An 18,219-nucleotide genomic window follows, 5' to 3' on the forward strand; every position below is an offset into this window, starting at 1 on the left:
ACAAGCTCCTTATAATAGGCTTTTATTTCTAATCCAGCTGCTTATATGCCTATTGAACATCCTGACCCCATCTGGGTCCTCGACAGCGAAAGCCTTAACCATTACTGCCAGCAGTGGCTTGAGCTGGATGCCATTGCACTGGACACAGAGTTTATTCGCACTGATACCTTTTACCCTATTCCCGGACTGATTCAGGTGGGTACCGGTGACAGAGTTTTCCTGATTGACCCACTCAGTGTTCAGGACTGGGCTTCCTTTGGCCGGGTTCTGCAATCCAAATCTGTCATCAAAGTCCTTCACGCCTGCGGAGAAGATCTCGAAGTTTTCAATATTCTCACCGGCTGCCGCCCAGTTGCATTGCTGGATACACAGCTTGCTGCGGCCTATGCAGGACTGGGACATTCATTAAGCTACCAAAACTTGCTAAAGGCGCTTCTGGAAGTGGACCTGCCCAAGGATGCCACTCGCTCAGACTGGCTTCAGCGACCACTGACTGAAGCCCAGATCAGCTATGCCACGCTCGATGTCGTTCACCTGCTGGAAGCTTATGAGCTATTACTCGAAAAAATGAAAGGCAAGCCTCAGTTGCAATGGCTTAACGAGGATTGTGACACCTTGCTCAGCTCGCCATTGTTTCCGGTCCCCGGCGAAATCTGGAAAGATGTTAAGCGTGCCTGGCAATTGCAGCCTCAACAACTGGCGGTTTTACAGAAGATCTGTGAATACCGTGAACTGGAAGCCCGAAAAACCAATACCCCGCGCAACCGGGTCATCCCCAAGGGAAGCCTGTGGCCAATTGCCCGTTATATGCCGGAGAATATACGTTCACTCTCTTCTATTCAGGATATGAAACCCAAAACGCTTCGAAAATACGGCGGGATTATTCTGAACCTGGTCAAACAGGCCAAAGACAGTCCGGAAGCTGACTATCCGGAACAGCTCCCTGCCCCCCTGCCGAAAGCCGCCCGCGACTATGGCAAACTGATCAAGGCCTGGGTGACTCACAAATCAGATGAGCTGAATGTACCTGCAGAGCTGTTATTCCCGGGAAAAATGTCTAACGCACTCTTACGTCAGTGGCAAAACAGTGGCCGTTTTTCGATGCCAGAGAGCATTAAAGGCTGGCGACAACGGGAAATTGCCGAACCCCTGATTCTGGCTATGAAAGAGTACAAAGAGAACCAGAGATAATTACTTCCCAGACTCCAGGCAAATTCAAGATAGTATTAATATTATGTCTAAAATTCTTGCTTCCATTTTCAAAAGCAGCAAACGCAACGAGATGTACCTTTACGTTGACAAGCGTGATCAACTGAAGAAAGTCCCTGAAGCCCTTCATCAGGCTTTCGGCAAAGCTACCCATGTGATGGATATTCTGCTGACACCTGAGCGCAAACTGGCCAGGGCAGACATTGAAAAAGTGATGACCGGGATTCAGGAAAAGGGGTTTTACCTGCAGATGCCCCCAGCCGAAGAAGACTAAGTACCTGGCCAGTTGGTTTCGCATATTCTGGCGAGTGGATTTTTTCATCCTTCAAGGCGCAACGACGGGCGCGTAGCCGTAGCTACGCAACCAGAGTTGGAACGCAGAAGGGTGGAAAAAGCCGCCGTCCAGAATATGCGAAACCAACTGGTTAGGTACTTACATTCAACACCTTCCTGAAGAACTGCTGAGCTTTAACGACCCGCTGTGAAAACAAGGGTATAGAGCCCGGTTTGTCCTGAGCCTTGACATTCAGGGAAGCCAGTGGGTACCACTACAAACTGCAAAAACAAGGTTGCAGACAGGGAGTTGACTCAGAAATATTCGTCAACTCCGTTAATGGCGTTATAGCCAGTGCAGTGCTATACAGACTCGTGCAAATGGCAACCAGTTCGCCAGGGTCTATGAGACGCTCACAAAAAAACAAAATTGTCTGCTCGGTAACCCGATCACTGCTTCTGCTAGTGACGATGGTGTTTTGGGAATCGCTGCTTGCGATGGGGCTCACCGGCTCAAGTCCGCTGCCAGCACATTCCTTATATGCCAATAAGCTGGCTAAACCTGAACAGCCCGACCCTTTTCCGGTCGGGTTTATGCTGTTCGCTTTCAGTTTGCTTCAGCTACTGCCAAATATCAGTCCTCCTGAGTCGCTTCAACTGCCTCTCCTACCCGATTGGCCAATAAAACAAACACGCCGCATTGATCGGGTGACCTGGTCCCCTGAAGCGCCTGAGAAGACGACCAACACGCCCATCGCCATGGATGCTGCCGGGGGAGATGATGGCGATAAGCCACCTGATGGAAACAACTGGAATTCTGACCCGGAACCCCAGCCTGACCTTATCCTTGTTCCTGATCCTGTTCAAAAATGCCAGCAACAAAAAAGACAACTGCTTAGAGTATTACGAATAAAACGACTATGGGCTACTATGACGGGCCAAACAACGCTGGCCCGGATTATGTCAGACCGGATCATGGTAATTAAAGCCGACCTTCTTGATCTGGAAAGGTCAGGCCCTGCCGGGTTTCAAACGGGGCTGGTTCAGTCATGGCTGGCAGAGAATGGTCAGGAACTCAGTGTTTACTGTGAAATCATTTCTGGCAAATATTCTGGCCGACAGGCGGCTTCCGGCGACAAGAATCAAACCTCCCGAACGACCAAAGAACCAACAACTGCGACCACAGCTCAGAACAGCCAGAGGAGCCGAGTCGCTGCCCGTAACCAGAGAACCGGTTCAATAGACGGCAGCGATCGTGGAGGCGACGAGCCACCGGGCCCCTCAGCTCAGCAGGATACCGGAAAAGCCGCTGTCAATTGTTCGAAGTGTGACAAGGCGCTGACTCAACAGGAATTAAGACGTGTAGCTAATGAGACAGCAGCTTCAGCATTTTTATGCAACCAGTGCCTGTCGGGCACTCACGGCAAAAAGAGGGCAAGACCAGCCCACCATGAAACAGAGCCAGATTCATCAGAACCCACTCAGAAAAAAAAGAAGGACGCGGGTAGAAAGAGAAAGATTTCACAAGCAGCCGCTGCACCACCGGCCAAAAAAAGTAAACCGGCAGACACTCAGACCCCCGACGACCCATTAGAAAAAGTAAAAGAAAACATCAAATACAAATTAAGCAAGGAAGATCTGGAGAAAGTGCAAACTTTGATTGAGGTATTCAAGAAAAAAAACATCACCGTCAAGCACACTTTTTATAAGCTGCTTGGTTTCGTAGAGAGAGAGTCTTTTAATGATTTCTTCGATAATGCCACTGCGTTTTTTGGGCATCTTCCTGAAAACGTCAAAAATACCGGCATGCTGACCAGCATGCTACATAATGTCAGAAAATATATCCGTAGCTTTGCACAACGTAGCCAGGATGAACTCGAATATTTGGCGGGTTTGGATTTATTGACTTCCCTCTCTTCCATGAACAATAGCAAAGGCATACCCAGACAAGAGGAAGTGGAAGAAGTGCTGGGCTGGCCGGAATGGAAAGACCAGAATGGCGAGTTCGATAGGGAACGGTTCCAGTCTTTCTCGTCCATGTACAACACAAAAGGCTTGCCCGAGCATAAGGATGTGGAAGAGGTGCTCGGCTGGTCGGAGTGGAAAGACAAGGATGGCCAATTCAATATAAAGTTGTTCCGCTGCTTCTCATCCATGAATCATGGCAAAGGAAAGCTCAACTATGAGAAAGTGAAAGAAATATTGGGCTGGCCGGAATGGAAAGACAAGTATGGAAAGTTCAATATGGAGCTGTTCCGCGCCTTCTCGTCCCTGAATAGTTCCAAAGGCATGCTTAAACATGAGGCAGTGGAAGAGATCCTTGACTGGCCGGAATGGAAAGACAAGGATGGCGAGTTCAATATGGAGCTGTTTCGCGCTTTCTCATCCATGAATGGTGGCAAAGGCATGCTCAAAAAAAAGGAAGTGGAAGAGGTGCTGGCCTGGCCGGAATGGAAAGACAGGGATGGCGAGTTCAATATGGAGCTGTTCCGCGCTTTCTCGTCCCTGAATAGTTGCAAAGGCATGCCCAAACATGAGGAACATAAAAAATTAAAAGCAATGCTGGACTGGCCGGAATGGAGAGATGAGGATGGCCAATTCAATATGGATTTATTCCGCTCTTTCTCGTCTATGTTAACCAAAAAAGGTATGCCCAAACACAAGGAAGTGAAGGTGGTGCTGGGCTGGCAGGTATGGAAAGACAAGGATGGCGCGTTCAATATGGAGCTGTTCCGCGCTTTCTCATCCATGAATGGTGGCAAAGGCATGCCTGAACATGAGGAGGAAGTGAAAGAGGTTCTGGGCTGGCAGGTGTGGAAAGATAAGTATGGCGAGTTCAGTATGGAGCGACTCCGCACCTTCTCGTCCATGATTCATTCCAGAGGCTTGCCTGAACATGAGGAGGAAGTGAAAGAGGTTCTGAACTGGCCGGAATGGAAAGATAAGTATGGCGAGTTCAGTATGGAGCGGCTCCGCGCATTTTCTTCCATGAATTTTAGCCGGGGCATGCCCAGATATGAGCAAGTGAAAAAAGTGCTTGGCTGGCCGGAGTGGAAAGACCAGGATGGCGAGTTCAGTAAGGAGCGGTTCCGTGCCTTCTCGTCCATAAATTATGGCCAGGGCGTGCCCAAACATGGGCCAGTGAAAAAAGTGATGAACTGGATAAGCTGCGGGGGGGCACCCAACCATCTGTTATTGCAAATTATGGCCAGACTCTGGGCATCAGAAGGGCTACCTGCTATTGAAGAGCTGAAACACCAGGAAGCACAACTGAAGCAGTGGCTGTTGACAGAATCTACTGAAGAAAATAGCGGCTTGGATGACAACCTGGATAATGAAGAGAATGACAAATTCAATCGCCAGCTAAAAACAGTTTCCCTTTATCTTTCCACCCCTAAACCAGACTGGTTAATCAACTGGGCGGTTTTAAAACAATTTCACCACCGTGAAAAGACTAAACCCGCTCTGATGCTGAAATCATTAATAAGGCTTCTGTCTTCTTATGGAGGGAAAGGCGTCAGGAACTATCTTAAAGCTAATCAACGGAACCGGATTTTTTTGTGGCGTCATTCGGGTAAAACCACGCCTTTGCACGTGTTAAAGAAGACAATGGCTTTGTTTTCTTCAGATGAATACAGAGAGCGTTATGTCTACTTTGTCAAGCGGCTGATGTCATTGCCGGGTAAAAACCAATGGCAACAGCTCTCAACCCGGTTGCAACAACTATCGGGCGTGCTGAAACACGACTCTATGAAAAGACTCTACTGGGAAATCCTGCAACCCTTAACAAAGGATGATCAACTGCGTTTTCTGGATGCCAGCCATGCCCGAGCTGTATTCGATCTGTTTCCTTCTTTGAGCGCCCTGCAAAAACTCAGCGAAGAGCATTCCTCTCAATACTTAAAACGGCTGCTTGAAGCCTGCCTTCGACTAAAAAACCATAACATCACCAAAAAAGGCATCCAGATACTGTTTGAAGCATTACTCAAAACCCACAGTCTTCTGCCCTGGGATCAGGATATCCCCGATCACTTTCTGTCCGGGATGCGTTCAACCGACAACAACAATGTTGAGATAACTGTCTCTGGACATATCCAGTCAGGAAAACAGTTGGCCCTGAGCTATATCGCTGTGCTGCTGCAAAACCTCAACGAGATGTCTTTTACCGTCAAAGGGCAGCGGCTTGAGGTTGAGGTTGACGGTGTTCAGACCTACCGTTTCCCCATGCCACTGCTGAAAATACGGGATGAAAAAATAGAAATCAGCAACTGGACAGAGGAGCAACTCAGGATTTTTTTGAAAATCACTGAGATGTCTGAACGTTATTATCTGACAGCAGATGAGTGGCAAAAGCGTTTAAAACCCGATTGCCCGGTATACATCCAAAGACGTAAAGCCAAACTGGCCGCAAACAGAGAGCTGAGGGCAGAAGGTGCGTTGACAGCAGCCCCCTTCAATCCGATACCTGTTCATGTTCTGATTCTTCTGGTCAGGAGAGGAATGACCATCAAACCCATCACCTGGAGATCCCTTGACCATCATAAAGAGAGACTGCCTGCCCCCCTGTTTTGCCAACTGAGAGAAAAAGTCGAAGCATCAGGTAGCGAGTGCCCCGATGAGATTAAAGAATCGCTGTCCCAATACCTGGACAACATTCAACCCGGAGACGCTGAAGCCTGTGACACGGTGAGTGAAACAGAAGCACAAAGCATTAACCTGCCAGACAGCAAAAGAGAAAAACAGGCGTTTGACAGTTTGTGGTCAAAGCTAAACCAGACAGAAATTTTTGGCACCGAAATTCTGAACTTACTCGACGAGTATGGGGATGAAATGGAGCTTACGCATACGGTGACCGTCCTTAAAAAAGCCAAAATCGATATCGCTGACTACATACTGGAAGGATGGAGGCAACGGGCATGCAGTAAAATAGAGCAGTTAAAAAAACGGGACACTTTATTATCAGATGTTGCTCCTGATGTTTATCAGAACTGTCAGGAACTGGAGTTGCTTGATGAGCATTAGTCCGTTAGTTTCCCAGTCACACGACACTGTAAATAGTCGGCATTGCGATATGACAACACCTTTCTGGCAGACCCAATCTCTCGAACAGATGACCCCTGAAGAATGGGAGAGTCTTTGCGATGGCTGTGGTCGCTGCTGCCTGCAAAAACTCGAAGATGAGGAGACAGGAGAGGTTCACAACACCTCTCTGGCCTGCCAGCTGCTGGATATTCACAGCTGCCGGTGTTCAGACTATGAACACCGAAAGGAAAAGGTTCCTCAATGCCTGAAACTTACAGCCGGTGATATACCTCATTTTCACTGGTTGCCAGACACCTGTGCCTACCGACTCCTGGCCGAAGGTAAACCGCTCTTCGACTGGCACCCTCTGATATCGGGAAACCCGAACAGCGTTCACCTGGCTGGCATTTCCGTCAGGGCCTTTGCGCAATCAGAAACCTCGGTGCCTGAAGAGGATTGGGAAGATTACATTATCCCCATGCGGCCTGTTTAGAGTTGAGTCACAAGCAAACGAAGTGGCCTCTCCTGCCAGGTTTTTGCTGGCTCCCTGTGTCGGGGAGCCGTTATTTGCCCTTGGCGGAGTTACAGGTCAACTGTGTCAGATCGACTGAGCTATGGGGAGAAGTAATCCAGTACCTCTGTATAGTGTACGCAGCCTCGAATCACAATACCGATATGGCTGGGGAAGAAGTTTGTTGGAGCTGGGTAGCCCTGCACCAGATAAGGAAGAAACTGTTGTCTGCTGGACAACCAGAGAATACCCCAGCCGTTTGATAAAAGTATTAAACTAGCCACTGAATGATAGTCATAAGGACTGCGGATAACATAGCCTGCGGCAAAACTTTTACAGGAAAGACAAAGAGCAGTAAGAGCTATATATTTTTTCATATCGGTAGAGAACCTCCATATACCAAAGAATATATATGGACCAACTTACTGATCTTGCAACTCAAAACCTGACTTTATTGCCTGATCAGACGCCCATCATCCTGCCCGGCCTGATCAGTGCTGCGCCATGGGTTAATATCCAGCCCCCCCCGGCGTACATAGCGGGCATAGACGGTCAGGGACTCCATTTTGAAACGGGCCTGTATTTCTGTGAATACTCTTTCCACACATTGCTCATGAAATTCCTGATGCCCACGGAATGAACAGATAAACTTCAGAAACGACTCATGACTAATGGCTTCTCCCTTATATTGAACAACCACAGTTCCCCAGTCTGGCTGCCCGGTCACAGGACAGTTGGACTTCAGCAGATGAGAATGGATAGTTTCTTCCCGAATGCCTTCAGCCTTTTGCAAAAGATCAGGTGTATAGTCATAGCAATCAATAACCACATCCAGCTCATCCACTCCGGTGCCGGGAGCCGATTTGAATCCGAAAGCTTCCATTTCAGCAATCGTCATCAGCTTTACTCTGACCGGCGCACCTGCAGCCTGGCTGAGATCCTTTTCCATAACCGCCTGAACCTGTGCCACAGAATCAAACTGAGTCTGGTTGAATGAGTTCAGATAAAGCTTGAAGGACTTGGATTCAATCAGGCAGGGAGACTGGCAGGGCAGCTCAAAGCGACCGATCATTGCCAACGGCTTACCCTTGGCGTCAAGCCAGGACAGCTCATAACCAAACCAGACATCACTGCCTGCAAAAGGGAGGTTATCGGGGTCCAGCCCCAACTCCAACTGCTTCTCCCTGCGGGGAATAGGGAACAAAACTTCCGGATTATACTCCGCCTGATACTCACTGTTTTTCCCCAGCGGGGAAGCATTCACTAATTCACTCATAACTTCACTTGACCCAATCCTGTTTGCCCGGCAACCCCGCCAGATCAGTATCCTCTGGAAAAAACGAGGCCTGGAAAGCCTCGCTTCAAATTCAGTTTCGAAGGCCTTTGCCCACTCGCAGAAGGTGGAGAGCCCAGGCGGCCAGTATTACGATAGCCAGAACCATCACAACAAAAGCCCAACCTAAACTGATACCACTGTCCTGTCCCAGGATTCCATATCGAAAGGCATTCACCTGATACAGGATAGGATTCAGCAGCGAGATGGATCGAAATGGCTCTGGAAGCACGTCTATCGAGTAGAAAACACCTCCCAGGTAAGTAAGAGGCGTCAGTACGAAGGTCGGGATGATGGCCACATCGTCAAACTTTCTGGCAAACACTGCATTGATGAAACCACCCAGTGCAAACAGAGTTGCAGTCAGGAAAACAGCCAGCAGGGTAATAAGAATATGATGTACCTGTAGTTCTACGAAGAAAGCGCCCAGTAGCATAACCAGAACACCTACGTAGACCCCCCTGACAACACCACCCATGGTGTAACCGGCCAGAATCACCCAGTTCGGTACGGGTGACACCAGCAACTCTTCAACACACTTCTGAAACTTGTTACTGAAAAAGCTGGAAGCCACATTAGTGAAGCTGTTGGTAATCACCGCCATCATGACCAGACCCGGTACGACAAAGGTCATATAATCAAAGCCACCCATCTCGCCCACTCTGGAGCCAATAACAGCACCAAAAATAACGAAATACAAAGACATGGTCATCGCCGGTGGCAATAGCGTCTGTGGCCAGATCCGCATGAAACGACGAATTTCTTTAGTGAAGATCGTATTAAATGCAACCAGGTTATATTTCCACTCACTCACTGTGCACTTCCTCCCTTCACGGCCGCGCTGTCCTTTGTTTGTCCTGAAGCCGCTAAAGCATCCGAAGTCAGACTGACAAACAACTCCTCAAGACGGTTGGACTTGTTTCTCATACTGGCCACTTCAATTTGATATTCACTCAGCTGCCGGAACAGGTCATTAACCCCCTGGTGCTTGCCGACCTCAACTTCAATACTGTGGTTATCCAACTTCTTGACAATATAATCCGCAAGGGTCGGCAGATCTCCAATCGGCTGTTTCAGATCCAGCACAAAACTTTCTTGTTGCAGTTTGCCCAGCAGAGCCTTGGTGCTGGTGTTCTCGACGATCCTGCCACTGTCAATGATGCCGATATTGCGGCAGAGCTGCTCGGCTTCCTCAAGGTAATGAGTAGTCAGGATAATCGTGGTGCCCTGCTCGTTGATCTCCCTGAGAAAATCCCAGAGAGAGCGACGAAGTTCAATATCAACTCCGGCGGTCGGTTCATCAAGAATCAGTAGTTTTGGCTGATGAATCAGGGCTCTGACAATCATCAAACGTCGCTTCATACCGCCGGACAACATTCTTGAGACATTGTGTCGTTTATCCCACAGGCCCAGCTGCTTGAGATACTTCTCGGCACGTTTGCGGGCTTCTTTTGCCGATATGCCGTAATAGCCGGCCTGCGTCACAATGATATCTTCAACTTTTTCAAACTGGTTGAAGTTGAACTCCTGGGGAACGACGCCCAGCATCCGCTTGGCCTTGACAAGGTCAGTATCAATATCGTGCCCGAATATTGAAACCTCGCCTGAAGTCTTGCGAACCAATGATGAAATAATACCAATAGTGGTTGATTTGCCAGCACCATTGGGTCCCAGCAGGGCGTAAAAATCGCCTTCTTCAACTGAGAGATCAATCCCTTTCAGGGCTTGAAATCCATTGTCGTATTGTTTTCTAAGATTCTGTATTTTCAGTGCCTGGGGCATGCTTCTATAGTCCGTATTATGCAGGATTTCTTCTCCATCAGAGCCTCTGCACAGTTTCACTCTTGCTTTACCCTGCTTCCTTTTCATCCATTGCGTGAAGTCAAACAGAGGCGATTAGTCTTGGCAGTTACTTTGAACGTTTTCCCATCATCAGGAAATAGAAAAATATCCTGTTGCTTATGGCTGTCAGTACTTAAAAGAGGGTCATTTTATTATAAAACGACGAAGTAAACGGCACTTTTAGAGCATTTTTTCACGCTATGCTCTGATCAACTGCGTCAGTGCCGGTTTCAATTGTGGATAGGTGAACTGATAGCCTTCAGCCATTAGACGCTCTGGATAAACATTCTGGCCTTTCAATACCATTTCAGAAGATTCCCCCAACATCCACTTCAGAACCCTTGCTGGTATTTTCAACAAGGCGGGACGATTGAGAGTACCAGCCAGAGCCATCGCAAAGTCTTTATTGCTGACCGCTTCAGGGGCGGTGGCATTAAAAGCACCCTCAGCTGATTCATTCTCCAACAAAAACAGCAGCGCATTCACCATATCTTCCATGTGAATCCACGACATCATCTGTTGGCCAGAACCCAGCGGACCTCCAATCCCTAAACGAAAAGGAGTCATCATTTCATGCAACGCACCTCCTTCGGGGTGTAACACAACGCCAGTTCTGACCAGACAAACCCGTACCCCCAGACCTTTGGCACGCTCGGCAGCCTGTTCCCAGCGCACACAGAGCCCTGAAGCAAAGTCGTCTCCTGCGCCGGAAGACTCGTCCAGACGGGCCGCATCATCCCTGCCACCATAAAACCCGATGGCAGAGCCACTGATCAGGCAGCCTGGTCGGTTTTCCATTCGTTCAATCAGGTCAACCAGTTCTGAAGTCAGGGCGACCCGGCTATCGAGCAACTGTGTTTTTCTCGAGGGTGTCCAACGTTTATCCATTACCCCCTCACCGGCCAGATTGATAACGGCATCGAAAGCCACAGAAGGATTCACTGCCGTCAAAGACTTCACAGAACTCACTTCAGGGGTCAGCAGACGTTGGACACCCACGGCATCCTGCCTGCTTAAAATGGTCAGCCGATGCCCTCTTGACAAAAGCCTGGCCACCAGTCGTCGGCCAATAAATCCTGTTCCCCCGGTAATCAGTATCTGCATAACATTAAGTCCTGAAAAAAAACCTTGAGATGGTATTAAAACGTCTTCGGTCCCACGGGACAAAAACCCATGGTTCCATAGTAAACAGCCATGGGGGTCAGAAACAATTTTTCACTGACGATTTTATTACAGAAAGAATGAACTCCGGGCAGTTTTTTTACCCATAAAAAAATACCCGTGGTCCCCTCAAACCCGGGTATTTGATCGGCTGGCTTGTCACTGGCTCCCGCTTCTTTTTTTTATGTCCTTAATTCTCTGGCGCTTTTTATTATTTTTCTTGATTGCCTGAGTGATTTCATAATACGTACTAGCCACTATCAAAACCTTGACCTACATCAATAAAACTTCGGTTTACACTTACCCGTCCATCCAAGCCTGACATGCGACACACTCTGAAAGAGCGGAGAAACAAATTAAGGTCTGAGGTTATCTTTCTGGTCCATATCAACGGGCTTGCGTTTTCGATGTATTCTTTTGTGGATCGACAAGGCTTGAGCATTATTGCAGACAGCCCCGCATGACCGCTGCTGACCATCCTCCCCGAACTCTCTCAGGTTACAGATTTTTTGTCCGCTATGGCTTCTGTTTTTGTGAGACAACAGGATTCCGGCATTTTCGCAGACTCTCCCACATGTCTGTGGATGCCCATCTTCTCCGACCACGATTTCGTCACAGGTTTTTTGCCCACTGTGTACTTTGACTTTGTGACTCCACATGGCTTTAGCATTCTTGCAAACCATTCCGCATGGCCGTGGCTGGCCGTCCTCCCAGACTATTGTTACATCACAGGTTTTTTGCCCGCTATGGTATGTGACTTTGTGATTCGCCAGGGCTTGACTATTCTTGCAGACTACTCCGCATGGCTGCGGCTGGCCATCCTTCCCGACTACTGTGGCGTCACAGGTCTTTTGCCCGGTATGGTATTGGCTTTTGTGTGACGACAGGCCTTTAGCATTCTTGTAGGTCCTCCCGCATGGTCGATGCAGGCCATCCTCCCCAACCACAATCGCATTGCAGGTTTGTTGCCCGGAGTGAATTAATCTTTTGTGATACGCCAGGGCTGTAGCACTCTTGCAGACCATCCCGCATGACTGCCGCTGTCCATCCTCCCCGGCTACTGATACATCACAGGTTTGTGGCCCGGAGTGGATTCCTCTTTTGTGATCGAATAGAGCTTTTGCATTCTTGCAGACCGTTCCACATGGCTGTGGCTGGCCATCCTTCCCAACCCTGATTGCATTACAAGTTTTTTCCCCGCTGTGAATGCTGCGTTTGTGACTTAAAAGCGCTTTGTTATTCTTGAGGACCTTCCCGCATTGCCGCAGTTGACCATCCTCTCCAACCAGGATCACGTTGCAGGTTACTTGCCAGTCAGGGTCAATTGTATTAGCTGTTCCTGCTGCCATTGAATCTGAGGCGACCCCGTCTAAGGCGACCCCGTCTATCAAGTTGCAACGATAACAGTGTGCATTGGTCAAATGGTTGCATAAGCTGTGTTCGGGTGTTGCTACAGTGCTGTCTGTCGAACTTTCTTCACAATTCTGCACTCCGCTAACCAATGAATCGGAAAATTGTCGAAATCGACAGACGCCATGACAGGGCTGGACAAAACAATTTAAACCCAACGAATGCTGGTGTCGTTCAGAGCCTCCGTTCCCGTCACTGTAGTCAGTATCCCGGGGGCGGATGAAAGAAACTGTTCGGTGGCGGTTGACTGGTGGTCCTTGCTGGCTGGATGGTTCTGATGGCTGGTGTTGTTGCTGATCCTGTTCTGAGCCAAACATAAATGCCGCCTCTTGTTGTTCAATCGGGTTAAACAGCGGTGAATCTATGTTCCAATAGCCTTTCAAAAGCCAACTGACAGTGACAATCATTTCTACAGATAACCATGAATAAGGGGTTGAGCTTAGAGTAATGATTGTTTTTGCCCTGTAGTTGCCAGGTTTTTGTCGTTTGTTATCAGCAGGAAAATCGGGTTCTTCATAAACGTCTGTGTCGGTAATCTCTAGCGGGTTGTCAGACAATGTTCGCAGTTCACGCTTTATAGAAAAGCTCTGTTTTGAAAAATCTACAATCTGTTTAGACTCGAAAATAAAATGCTCTGTCAAAGATTTAGCCTGACAAATGGCAGACAACAGCGACAGCAGCACAATAAAGAGTGAGTGTTTAATAATCCTATCCCTGTCTTCTGACCTACAGAGAGAAAGGATAGATCAAGAAAATAAGTGTGTTTTTGTGTTTTCCTAATACCAGACATCTGTTTGTTGTTGACCTGATTCTCATCGACGAAGTCCATAATTTGGTTTTTTGACTTAGATCAACCATTATGAGGCCGGTCGATAAAACCGGTTACATCTAAAAACACACAGCGCAGACCGGTGTCCTGACTATCTTTACCTTGAAACATTTTCTGAGGACCATTTAATGACATCCATGCTGGCCCGGGAAATGGTTCAGGAGTTGATAACACTTCACAAAAAAGTCGATCAGAAGCAATAATGGCAACCATTAAAGATGTCGCTGAGCGAGCCAAAGTATCCCGCGCTACGGTATCCAGGGTACTGAACAACACCGGACAGGTAAAGGAGACAACTCGTCTGAGAGTAGAGTCCGCCATCGACGAACTGAATTATCATCCAAATCCTGTTGCCCAGTCACTGGCGAGCAATACCACCAATACCATCGGCTTGATGGTCTCGTCCTTCCGGGGTGTTTTTTTTGGTGACCTTATGGCAGAGGTTCAGCAGGTCGCAGACTCTGCAGGTAAAGTGATGATCGTCACCCAGGGCAAGCACAGTGCTGAAAGCGAGCGTGCCGCTATCGACCACCTGATCAACATGCGGGTTGACGGATTACTGCTGCACGTCCGTTACCTGGGTGATGATGAGCTGATTAACATTGCAGAAACCGCTCCGCCCTTTGTACTTCTGGATCGTTACGTCGATGTCCTGGCCGACCGCTGCGTCACCTTTGATCACATCAAAGCCAGCGACAACACCGTAGAACTGCTTCTGAAAAATGGCCACACCTGTATTGCCTGTCTGGCCGGAAAACTCGCCAAGTCAAAAGCAAAAGAACGTTTCCAGGGTTATGCCAATGCCCTTACCCGGCATGATATTGCCCTGGATATGGACCTGATCACTGAAGGCAACTATACGAGACAAGCCGGATACGAAGGCACCAGGCAACTACTCACAACCGGCAAACCTTTTACTGCTGTATTTGCTTGCAGCGAAGAGATGGCGGCAGGTTGTATGGACGCCTTTCGTGAAAACAACATCCGTGTGCCCGAAGACGTTTCTCTCATCAGTTATGACAGTGTGGACCTTTGTACTTTCCTGACTCCACATGTCACTGCATTGCATTTTCCAATGACAGAGATGGCCAGAGTTGCCGGAGAACTCTTGATGAACCGACTACGGGAGGAGGGTTTTAGCAGGCCGGAAAGCACCCATTTTGAGGGCGAGCTGCGCCTGAGAGATTCAATAGGAAGGCTCTGTTAGTTTTACTTCAGTTTGTCAAAGGACTTTCATCCTAGACTGTCGCCGCCCTCAGCGGCGCACGTGCCCGGACTTGCAATACACCCAGGAAAGAAGATGTTTTTTTCTACGCTCATGGCTGTTTGGTCTATTCTTCCATAAATCCACGAGTCTTCGGTTTGCTCTCAGATCAGAATCGTCTCCCCGGAGTTTCTCCAATGGTCAAATCTGCATTCGGCACACTTCAGCAGATAGGTCGGGCGCTGATGCTGCCTGTAGCCGTTCTGCCTGTTGCAGGGATACTGCTGGGCGTCGGCAGTGCGGGCTTCAACTTTATTCCAGATCTCGTCTCCAGCGTCATGGCCCAGGCCGGCGGCATGGTTTTCGGAAACCTGCCCATTATCTTTGCCATTGGTACTGCTATTGGCCTAACTGATAATGACGGTGTTTCCTCAGTAGCGGCAACTGTCGGCTACGTGGTCATGCTGGGAACCATGGGCGTTATGGCCTCAGAGCTGGGAGTTGAGCCCAGTTCTGTTATGGGAATAGATACCATTGATACCGGTGTTTTCGGTGGGATCGTTGTTGGTATGTTGGCCTCATGGATGTTCAGACGCTATTACAAAATCAAACTTCCGGATTACCTGGGCTTCTTTGCAGGAAAGCGCTTTGTTCCGATCGTCACTGCCATAGGAGCCGTCTTCCTTGGCATTCTCCTCAGCTTTATCTGGCCCCCTATACAACAGGCTATCGACGCCTTCTCTCAATGGTCAGTGACTGAGAACCCGGTTCTGGCTGGCTTTATCTACGGTGTGGTTGAACGTGCCCTGATTCCATTTGGCCTACATCATATCTGGAATGTGCCCTTCCAGATAGAGATGGGTGAGTTCATTGATCCATCAACAGGTAACGTCTTCAGAGGTGACATCGCGCGATTCTTTGCCGGTGATCCTACTGCCGGATTTCTGGCAGGCGGCTATCTTTTCAAAATGTTTGGCCTACCTGCTGCGGCCATTGCCATCTGGCATTGCGCCAAATCTGAGAATAAACAAAAAGTCGGTGGCCTTATGATGTCAGCGGCGCTTACCTCATTGCTCACTGGTATCACCGAGCCCATAGAGTTCTCATTCCTTTTTGTCGCTCCGATACTTTATGTGATTCATGCGCTGCTGGCCGGACTGGCTTACGCCATTACCAATTACCTCGACATCAAGATGGCCATGTCATTTTCCAACGGCATGATCGATTATCTCCTCTATTACAGCATAGCCACCAGACCCGCCTGGATTATCGGCCTGGGACTGATCTACGCAGTCCTCTATTATGTGATCTTCAGAGTTATGATCACGCTGCTGGACCTCAAGACACCCGGGCGAGAAATTGAATCAGAATTATCAGCGAAAGTGGTTCCATCCAGTGAACTGGCCAGGGACCTTATTCTGGCCTTTGGTGGCAAGGGAAATATCAAGAATCTGGATGCCTGCATCACTCGTTTGAGAGTCACGGTTAACAACCCTGACAAGGTTGATCAGGAGGCCATTAAACAGCTGGGAGCCACGGCTGTAGTGGTGATAGGTCAGAATATGCAGGCTATCTTTGGTACTCAGTCCGACAATATCCGAACCGAGATGGAAGAAGCCATTAAGGCCATGTAGACCGGCTAAAAGGATTCTACTGCTGCACACAGGGAACGGACTCTCTCCACCGATAACTCCCCTTCATCAAGAACACTGCTGTACGCGTGAATGCTGGCTGAATGATTCGCTACTGGCAGCTGTTGTAGTATCTTTCCGATATTTTCCGGATCAACCCCGCCACCGACGACCACCTCCAGCCTGTTTTCAGCTTTCAACATAAGTTGCTCGAGCATCCTCACACCTTCAAAGGCACCGTCAGCAGAACCCCAGGTTGTACCACTACTCAGAATACGATCCACACCATATTGAATCAGTACATCCAGGCTCTCAAACATATTGGGCGTAGCATCCAGTGCACGATGAAAAGTCACAATCAGATTTCGGGTCTTGGCGGTATCGACCAGTCGGCCCAACACATCACGATTAATGGTATTACCGGGAGGCGCAAGAGCGCCAATGACGACACCATCAGCACCTGCCTTTGCAGCATCACAGATCTGCTGTTCCATAAGCAGAACCTCTTCAGTGCCGAATGAAAAGTCGCCACCCCGGGGACGAATCATGCACAGTAAACCACAGCGATCCTGAAAGGCTTTCCGGGCGGCTTCCAAAGCTTCTATTGTGGGAGTAGTGCCTCCCACGGACATATCGTCACACAACTCTATACGTGCTGCGCCCCCCTCGTAAGCGGCTGCAGCAGAGCGGTAAACATAGTCTGGATTCAGACTGTTGATGCAGATCTCAACAGGTATTGACAATGTATGACTCCTGGCTGGATATCAGTTATAGAAGTCTGGCCTACTATTTAAAGTGACTAAATTAAAGTGACTGAATTAAAGTGACTAAAAACATAGACAGGACAACTCTGACAATAATAACCAGATTGTCACAGACTGCTCAGGAAATCATAGTCTTTACAAAAAAAATCTCACAAAATTGAGAGTGGTGGTCTTCATGGGCTAACCATACGACGTAAACCTTTTATTTAGCCATCCATCAAGGCAACTCACCCGTCATTCTGAGCACATCATCAATCAGCATCTTGTCCAGCTTCTGTTTCTGCTTAAGCATTTCCATCTTACCCGGGCTGACCCAAACCTTGTAACTTTCAGGCTCACCCTCGGTAATCGCTGCAGGCATTGTAACGGTATATTCCTCATAGGATGGGTCCATAACAAAATAGGGCACAGGATGAAGAAAATCGCCAAAACATCCCCCTGACTGATACCTCAGAAGGTCATCATAATAAGACGACATATAAGAGGAATAGGCTGATCTTGCTCCCATACACCCGTTGCCTGAGCTTTTTTTGACTATGTCATCGAGGCCCCATATCTCTGCTGTCTTGGCAGTTTCTTCCTGCGGAGGAAGAACGATTCCGGCAAGTTGGGTAGCCTGACTGACCTGCAGGGTTTCAAGACGCTTGAGCTCTGCAACCAATTCCTGATGGGACATCTTGTTCAAGCGAGCCTCACGAGCCTTGTCGTAAGACAGATAGCTGTCCCCATTCAAGAGCGGGTCTCCGTCCAGGTATTTGGACACTGTCTCGCTTCTGATAAAGTCCAACTCATCAATAACAACCTGCAAACTTTCTGCCTCCCCAGGCTCTTCCGTGGGTACAGACACTTTTTGGAATGAAAAAATCAACAGCAGGAAACCGGTAAACACCATCACTAAAAGTGACACAATTCCTTTCATATACACCTCCTTCAGCCTAATCGCATAGGGTTTTTATTATGGGGATAAGTCACGACAGGCGGTTACTAGCAGCCTGTCGGACTTGAGACTGTCCTACTGCGGTTGCAATAA

General features: G+C 48.5%; 14 protein-coding genes. 6 read left to right on the forward strand and 8 right to left on the reverse strand.

Annotated features, from left to right (window positions below; genetic code table 11):
• Positions 1 to 45: 45 nt before the first annotated feature.
• The 4 genes from rnd (at position 46) to ACO6VG_RS24290 (ending at position 6,997) form a co-directional block, all read left to right on the forward strand.
• Positions 46 to 1,191 (forward strand): ribonuclease D, encoded by a 1,146-nt coding sequence (rnd, locus tag ACO6VG_RS24275; protein WP_422134676.1) that lies wholly within the window; start codon positions 46 to 48, stop codon positions 1,189 to 1,191.
• A gap of 43 nt (positions 1,192 to 1,234) precedes the next feature.
• Positions 1,235 to 1,483: a YcgL domain-containing protein gene (locus ACO6VG_RS24280; RefSeq protein WP_422134677.1), complete on the forward strand. Its 249-nt coding sequence runs from the start codon at positions 1,235 to 1,237 to the stop codon at positions 1,481 to 1,483.
• A gap of 404 nt (positions 1,484 to 1,887) precedes the next feature.
• Entirely contained in the window at positions 1,888 to 6,504 is a 4,617-nt protein-coding gene (locus tag ACO6VG_RS24285; protein ID WP_422476058.1) for a hypothetical protein, read from the forward strand.
• Positions 6,494 to 6,997 carry a YcgN family cysteine cluster protein gene (locus ACO6VG_RS24290; protein WP_422134679.1) on the forward strand — a complete coding sequence of 168 codons (504 nt, stop codon included), beginning with the start codon at positions 6,494 to 6,496 and terminating at the stop codon, positions 6,995 to 6,997. The genes ACO6VG_RS24285 and ACO6VG_RS24290 overlap by 11 nt, the downstream gene beginning before the upstream one ends.
• A gap of 119 nt (positions 6,998 to 7,116) precedes the next feature.
• Here the strand turns inward: ACO6VG_RS24290 and ACO6VG_RS24295 are convergent, their stop codons facing one another.
• From ACO6VG_RS24295 to ACO6VG_RS24320, 6 genes are all read right to left on the reverse strand, one after another.
• Positions 7,117 to 7,392, reverse strand: a complete 276-nt coding sequence (locus ACO6VG_RS24295) for a hypothetical protein (RefSeq protein ID WP_422134680.1) — start codon at positions 7,390 to 7,392, stop codon at positions 7,117 to 7,119.
• 74 nt (positions 7,393 to 7,466) lie between these two features.
• The gene (gene queF, locus ACO6VG_RS24300) at positions 7,467 to 8,291 is read right to left on the reverse strand and encodes an NADPH-dependent 7-cyano-7-deazaguanine reductase QueF (protein ID WP_422138596.1); all 825 of its coding nucleotides are present in this window, start codon (positions 8,289 to 8,291) and stop codon (positions 7,467 to 7,469) included.
• A gap of 91 nt (positions 8,292 to 8,382) precedes the next feature.
• The gene (locus tag ACO6VG_RS24305) at positions 8,383 to 9,096 is read right to left on the reverse strand and encodes an ABC transporter permease (protein WP_422137128.1); all 714 of its coding nucleotides are present in this window, start codon (positions 9,094 to 9,096) and stop codon (positions 8,383 to 8,385) included.
• Between the two features lie 62 nt (positions 9,097 to 9,158).
• Positions 9,159 to 10,130 (reverse strand): ABC transporter ATP-binding protein, encoded by a 972-nt coding sequence (locus ACO6VG_RS24310; protein WP_422137129.1) that lies wholly within the window; start codon positions 10,128 to 10,130, stop codon positions 9,159 to 9,161.
• A 258-nt stretch (positions 10,131 to 10,388) separates the two neighbouring features.
• Positions 10,389 to 11,294: a TIGR01777 family oxidoreductase gene (locus tag ACO6VG_RS24315; RefSeq protein ID WP_422476060.1), complete on the reverse strand. Its 906-nt coding sequence runs from the start codon at positions 11,292 to 11,294 to the stop codon at positions 10,389 to 10,391.
• Between the two features lie 413 nt (positions 11,295 to 11,707).
• Positions 11,708 to 13,429: a hypothetical protein gene (locus ACO6VG_RS24320; RefSeq protein ID WP_422476062.1), complete on the reverse strand. Its 1,722-nt coding sequence runs from the start codon at positions 13,427 to 13,429 to the stop codon at positions 11,708 to 11,710.
• Between the two features lie 363 nt (positions 13,430 to 13,792).
• On the opposite strand from ACO6VG_RS24320, the gene ACO6VG_RS24325 reads away from it, so the two are divergent.
• Both ACO6VG_RS24325 and ptsG read left to right on the forward strand, forming a co-directional pair.
• Positions 13,793 to 14,797 (forward strand): LacI family DNA-binding transcriptional regulator, encoded by a 1,005-nt coding sequence (locus tag ACO6VG_RS24325; RefSeq protein WP_422138599.1) that lies wholly within the window; start codon positions 13,793 to 13,795, stop codon positions 14,795 to 14,797.
• 194 nt (positions 14,798 to 14,991) lie between these two features.
• A complete protein-coding gene (ptsG, locus tag ACO6VG_RS24330) occupies positions 14,992 to 16,428 on the forward strand; it encodes a PTS glucose transporter subunit IIBC (RefSeq protein WP_422138600.1) in 1,437 nt (478 codons plus the stop codon).
• Positions 16,429 to 16,433: 5 nt separating this feature from the next.
• Here ptsG and ACO6VG_RS24335 read toward each other — a convergent pair whose 3' ends face one another.
• The gene (locus ACO6VG_RS24335) at positions 16,434 to 17,168 is read right to left on the reverse strand and encodes a copper homeostasis protein CutC (protein WP_422134686.1); all 735 of its coding nucleotides are present in this window, start codon (positions 17,166 to 17,168) and stop codon (positions 16,434 to 16,436) included.
• 238 nt (positions 17,169 to 17,406) lie between these two features.
• Entirely contained in the window at positions 17,407 to 18,108 is a 702-nt protein-coding gene (locus ACO6VG_RS24340; protein WP_422134687.1) for a hypothetical protein, read from the reverse strand.
• Between the last annotated feature and the right edge of the window lie 111 nt (positions 18,109 to 18,219).

Origin of the sequence: Endozoicomonas sp. ALB032 (assembly GCF_049310125.1) — a bacterium.
Taxonomy (GTDB): domain Bacteria; phylum Pseudomonadota; class Gammaproteobacteria; order Pseudomonadales; family Endozoicomonadaceae; genus Endozoicomonas_A.

Bases quoted from the DNA above. Each gene is read 5' to 3' on its own strand.
- rnd (WP_422134676.1), top strand. From the start codon at position 46: ATGCCTATTGAACATCCTGACCCCATCTGGGTCCTCGACAGCGAAAGC.
- ACO6VG_RS24280 (WP_422134677.1), top strand. From the start codon at position 1,235: ATGTCTAAAATTCTTGCTTCCATTTTCAAAAGCAGCAAACGCAACGAG.
- ACO6VG_RS24285 (WP_422476058.1), top strand. From the start codon at position 1,888: ATGAGACGCTCACAAAAAAACAAAATTGTCTGCTCGGTAACCCGATCA.
- ACO6VG_RS24290 (WP_422134679.1), top strand. From the start codon at position 6,494: ATGAGCATTAGTCCGTTAGTTTCCCAGTCACACGACACTGTAAATAGT.
- ACO6VG_RS24295 (WP_422134680.1), bottom strand. From the start codon at position 7,392: ATGAAAAAATATATAGCTCTTACTGCTCTTTGTCTTTCCTGTAAAAGT.
- queF (WP_422138596.1), bottom strand. From the start codon at position 8,291: ATGAGTGAATTAGTGAATGCTTCCCCGCTGGGGAAAAACAGTGAGTAT.
- ACO6VG_RS24305 (WP_422137128.1), bottom strand. From the start codon at position 9,096: ATGCGGATCTGGCCACAGACGCTATTGCCACCGGCGATGACCATGTCT.
- ACO6VG_RS24310 (WP_422137129.1), bottom strand. From the start codon at position 10,130: ATGCCCCAGGCACTGAAAATACAGAATCTTAGAAAACAATACGACAAT.
- ACO6VG_RS24315 (WP_422476060.1), bottom strand. From the start codon at position 11,294: ATGCAGATACTGATTACCGGGGGAACAGGATTTATTGGCCGACGACTG.
- ACO6VG_RS24325 (WP_422138599.1), top strand. From the start codon at position 13,793: ATGGCAACCATTAAAGATGTCGCTGAGCGAGCCAAAGTATCCCGCGCT.
- ptsG (WP_422138600.1), top strand. From the start codon at position 14,992: ATGGTCAAATCTGCATTCGGCACACTTCAGCAGATAGGTCGGGCGCTG.
- ACO6VG_RS24340 (WP_422134687.1), bottom strand. From the start codon at position 18,108: ATGAAAGGAATTGTGTCACTTTTAGTGATGGTGTTTACCGGTTTCCTG.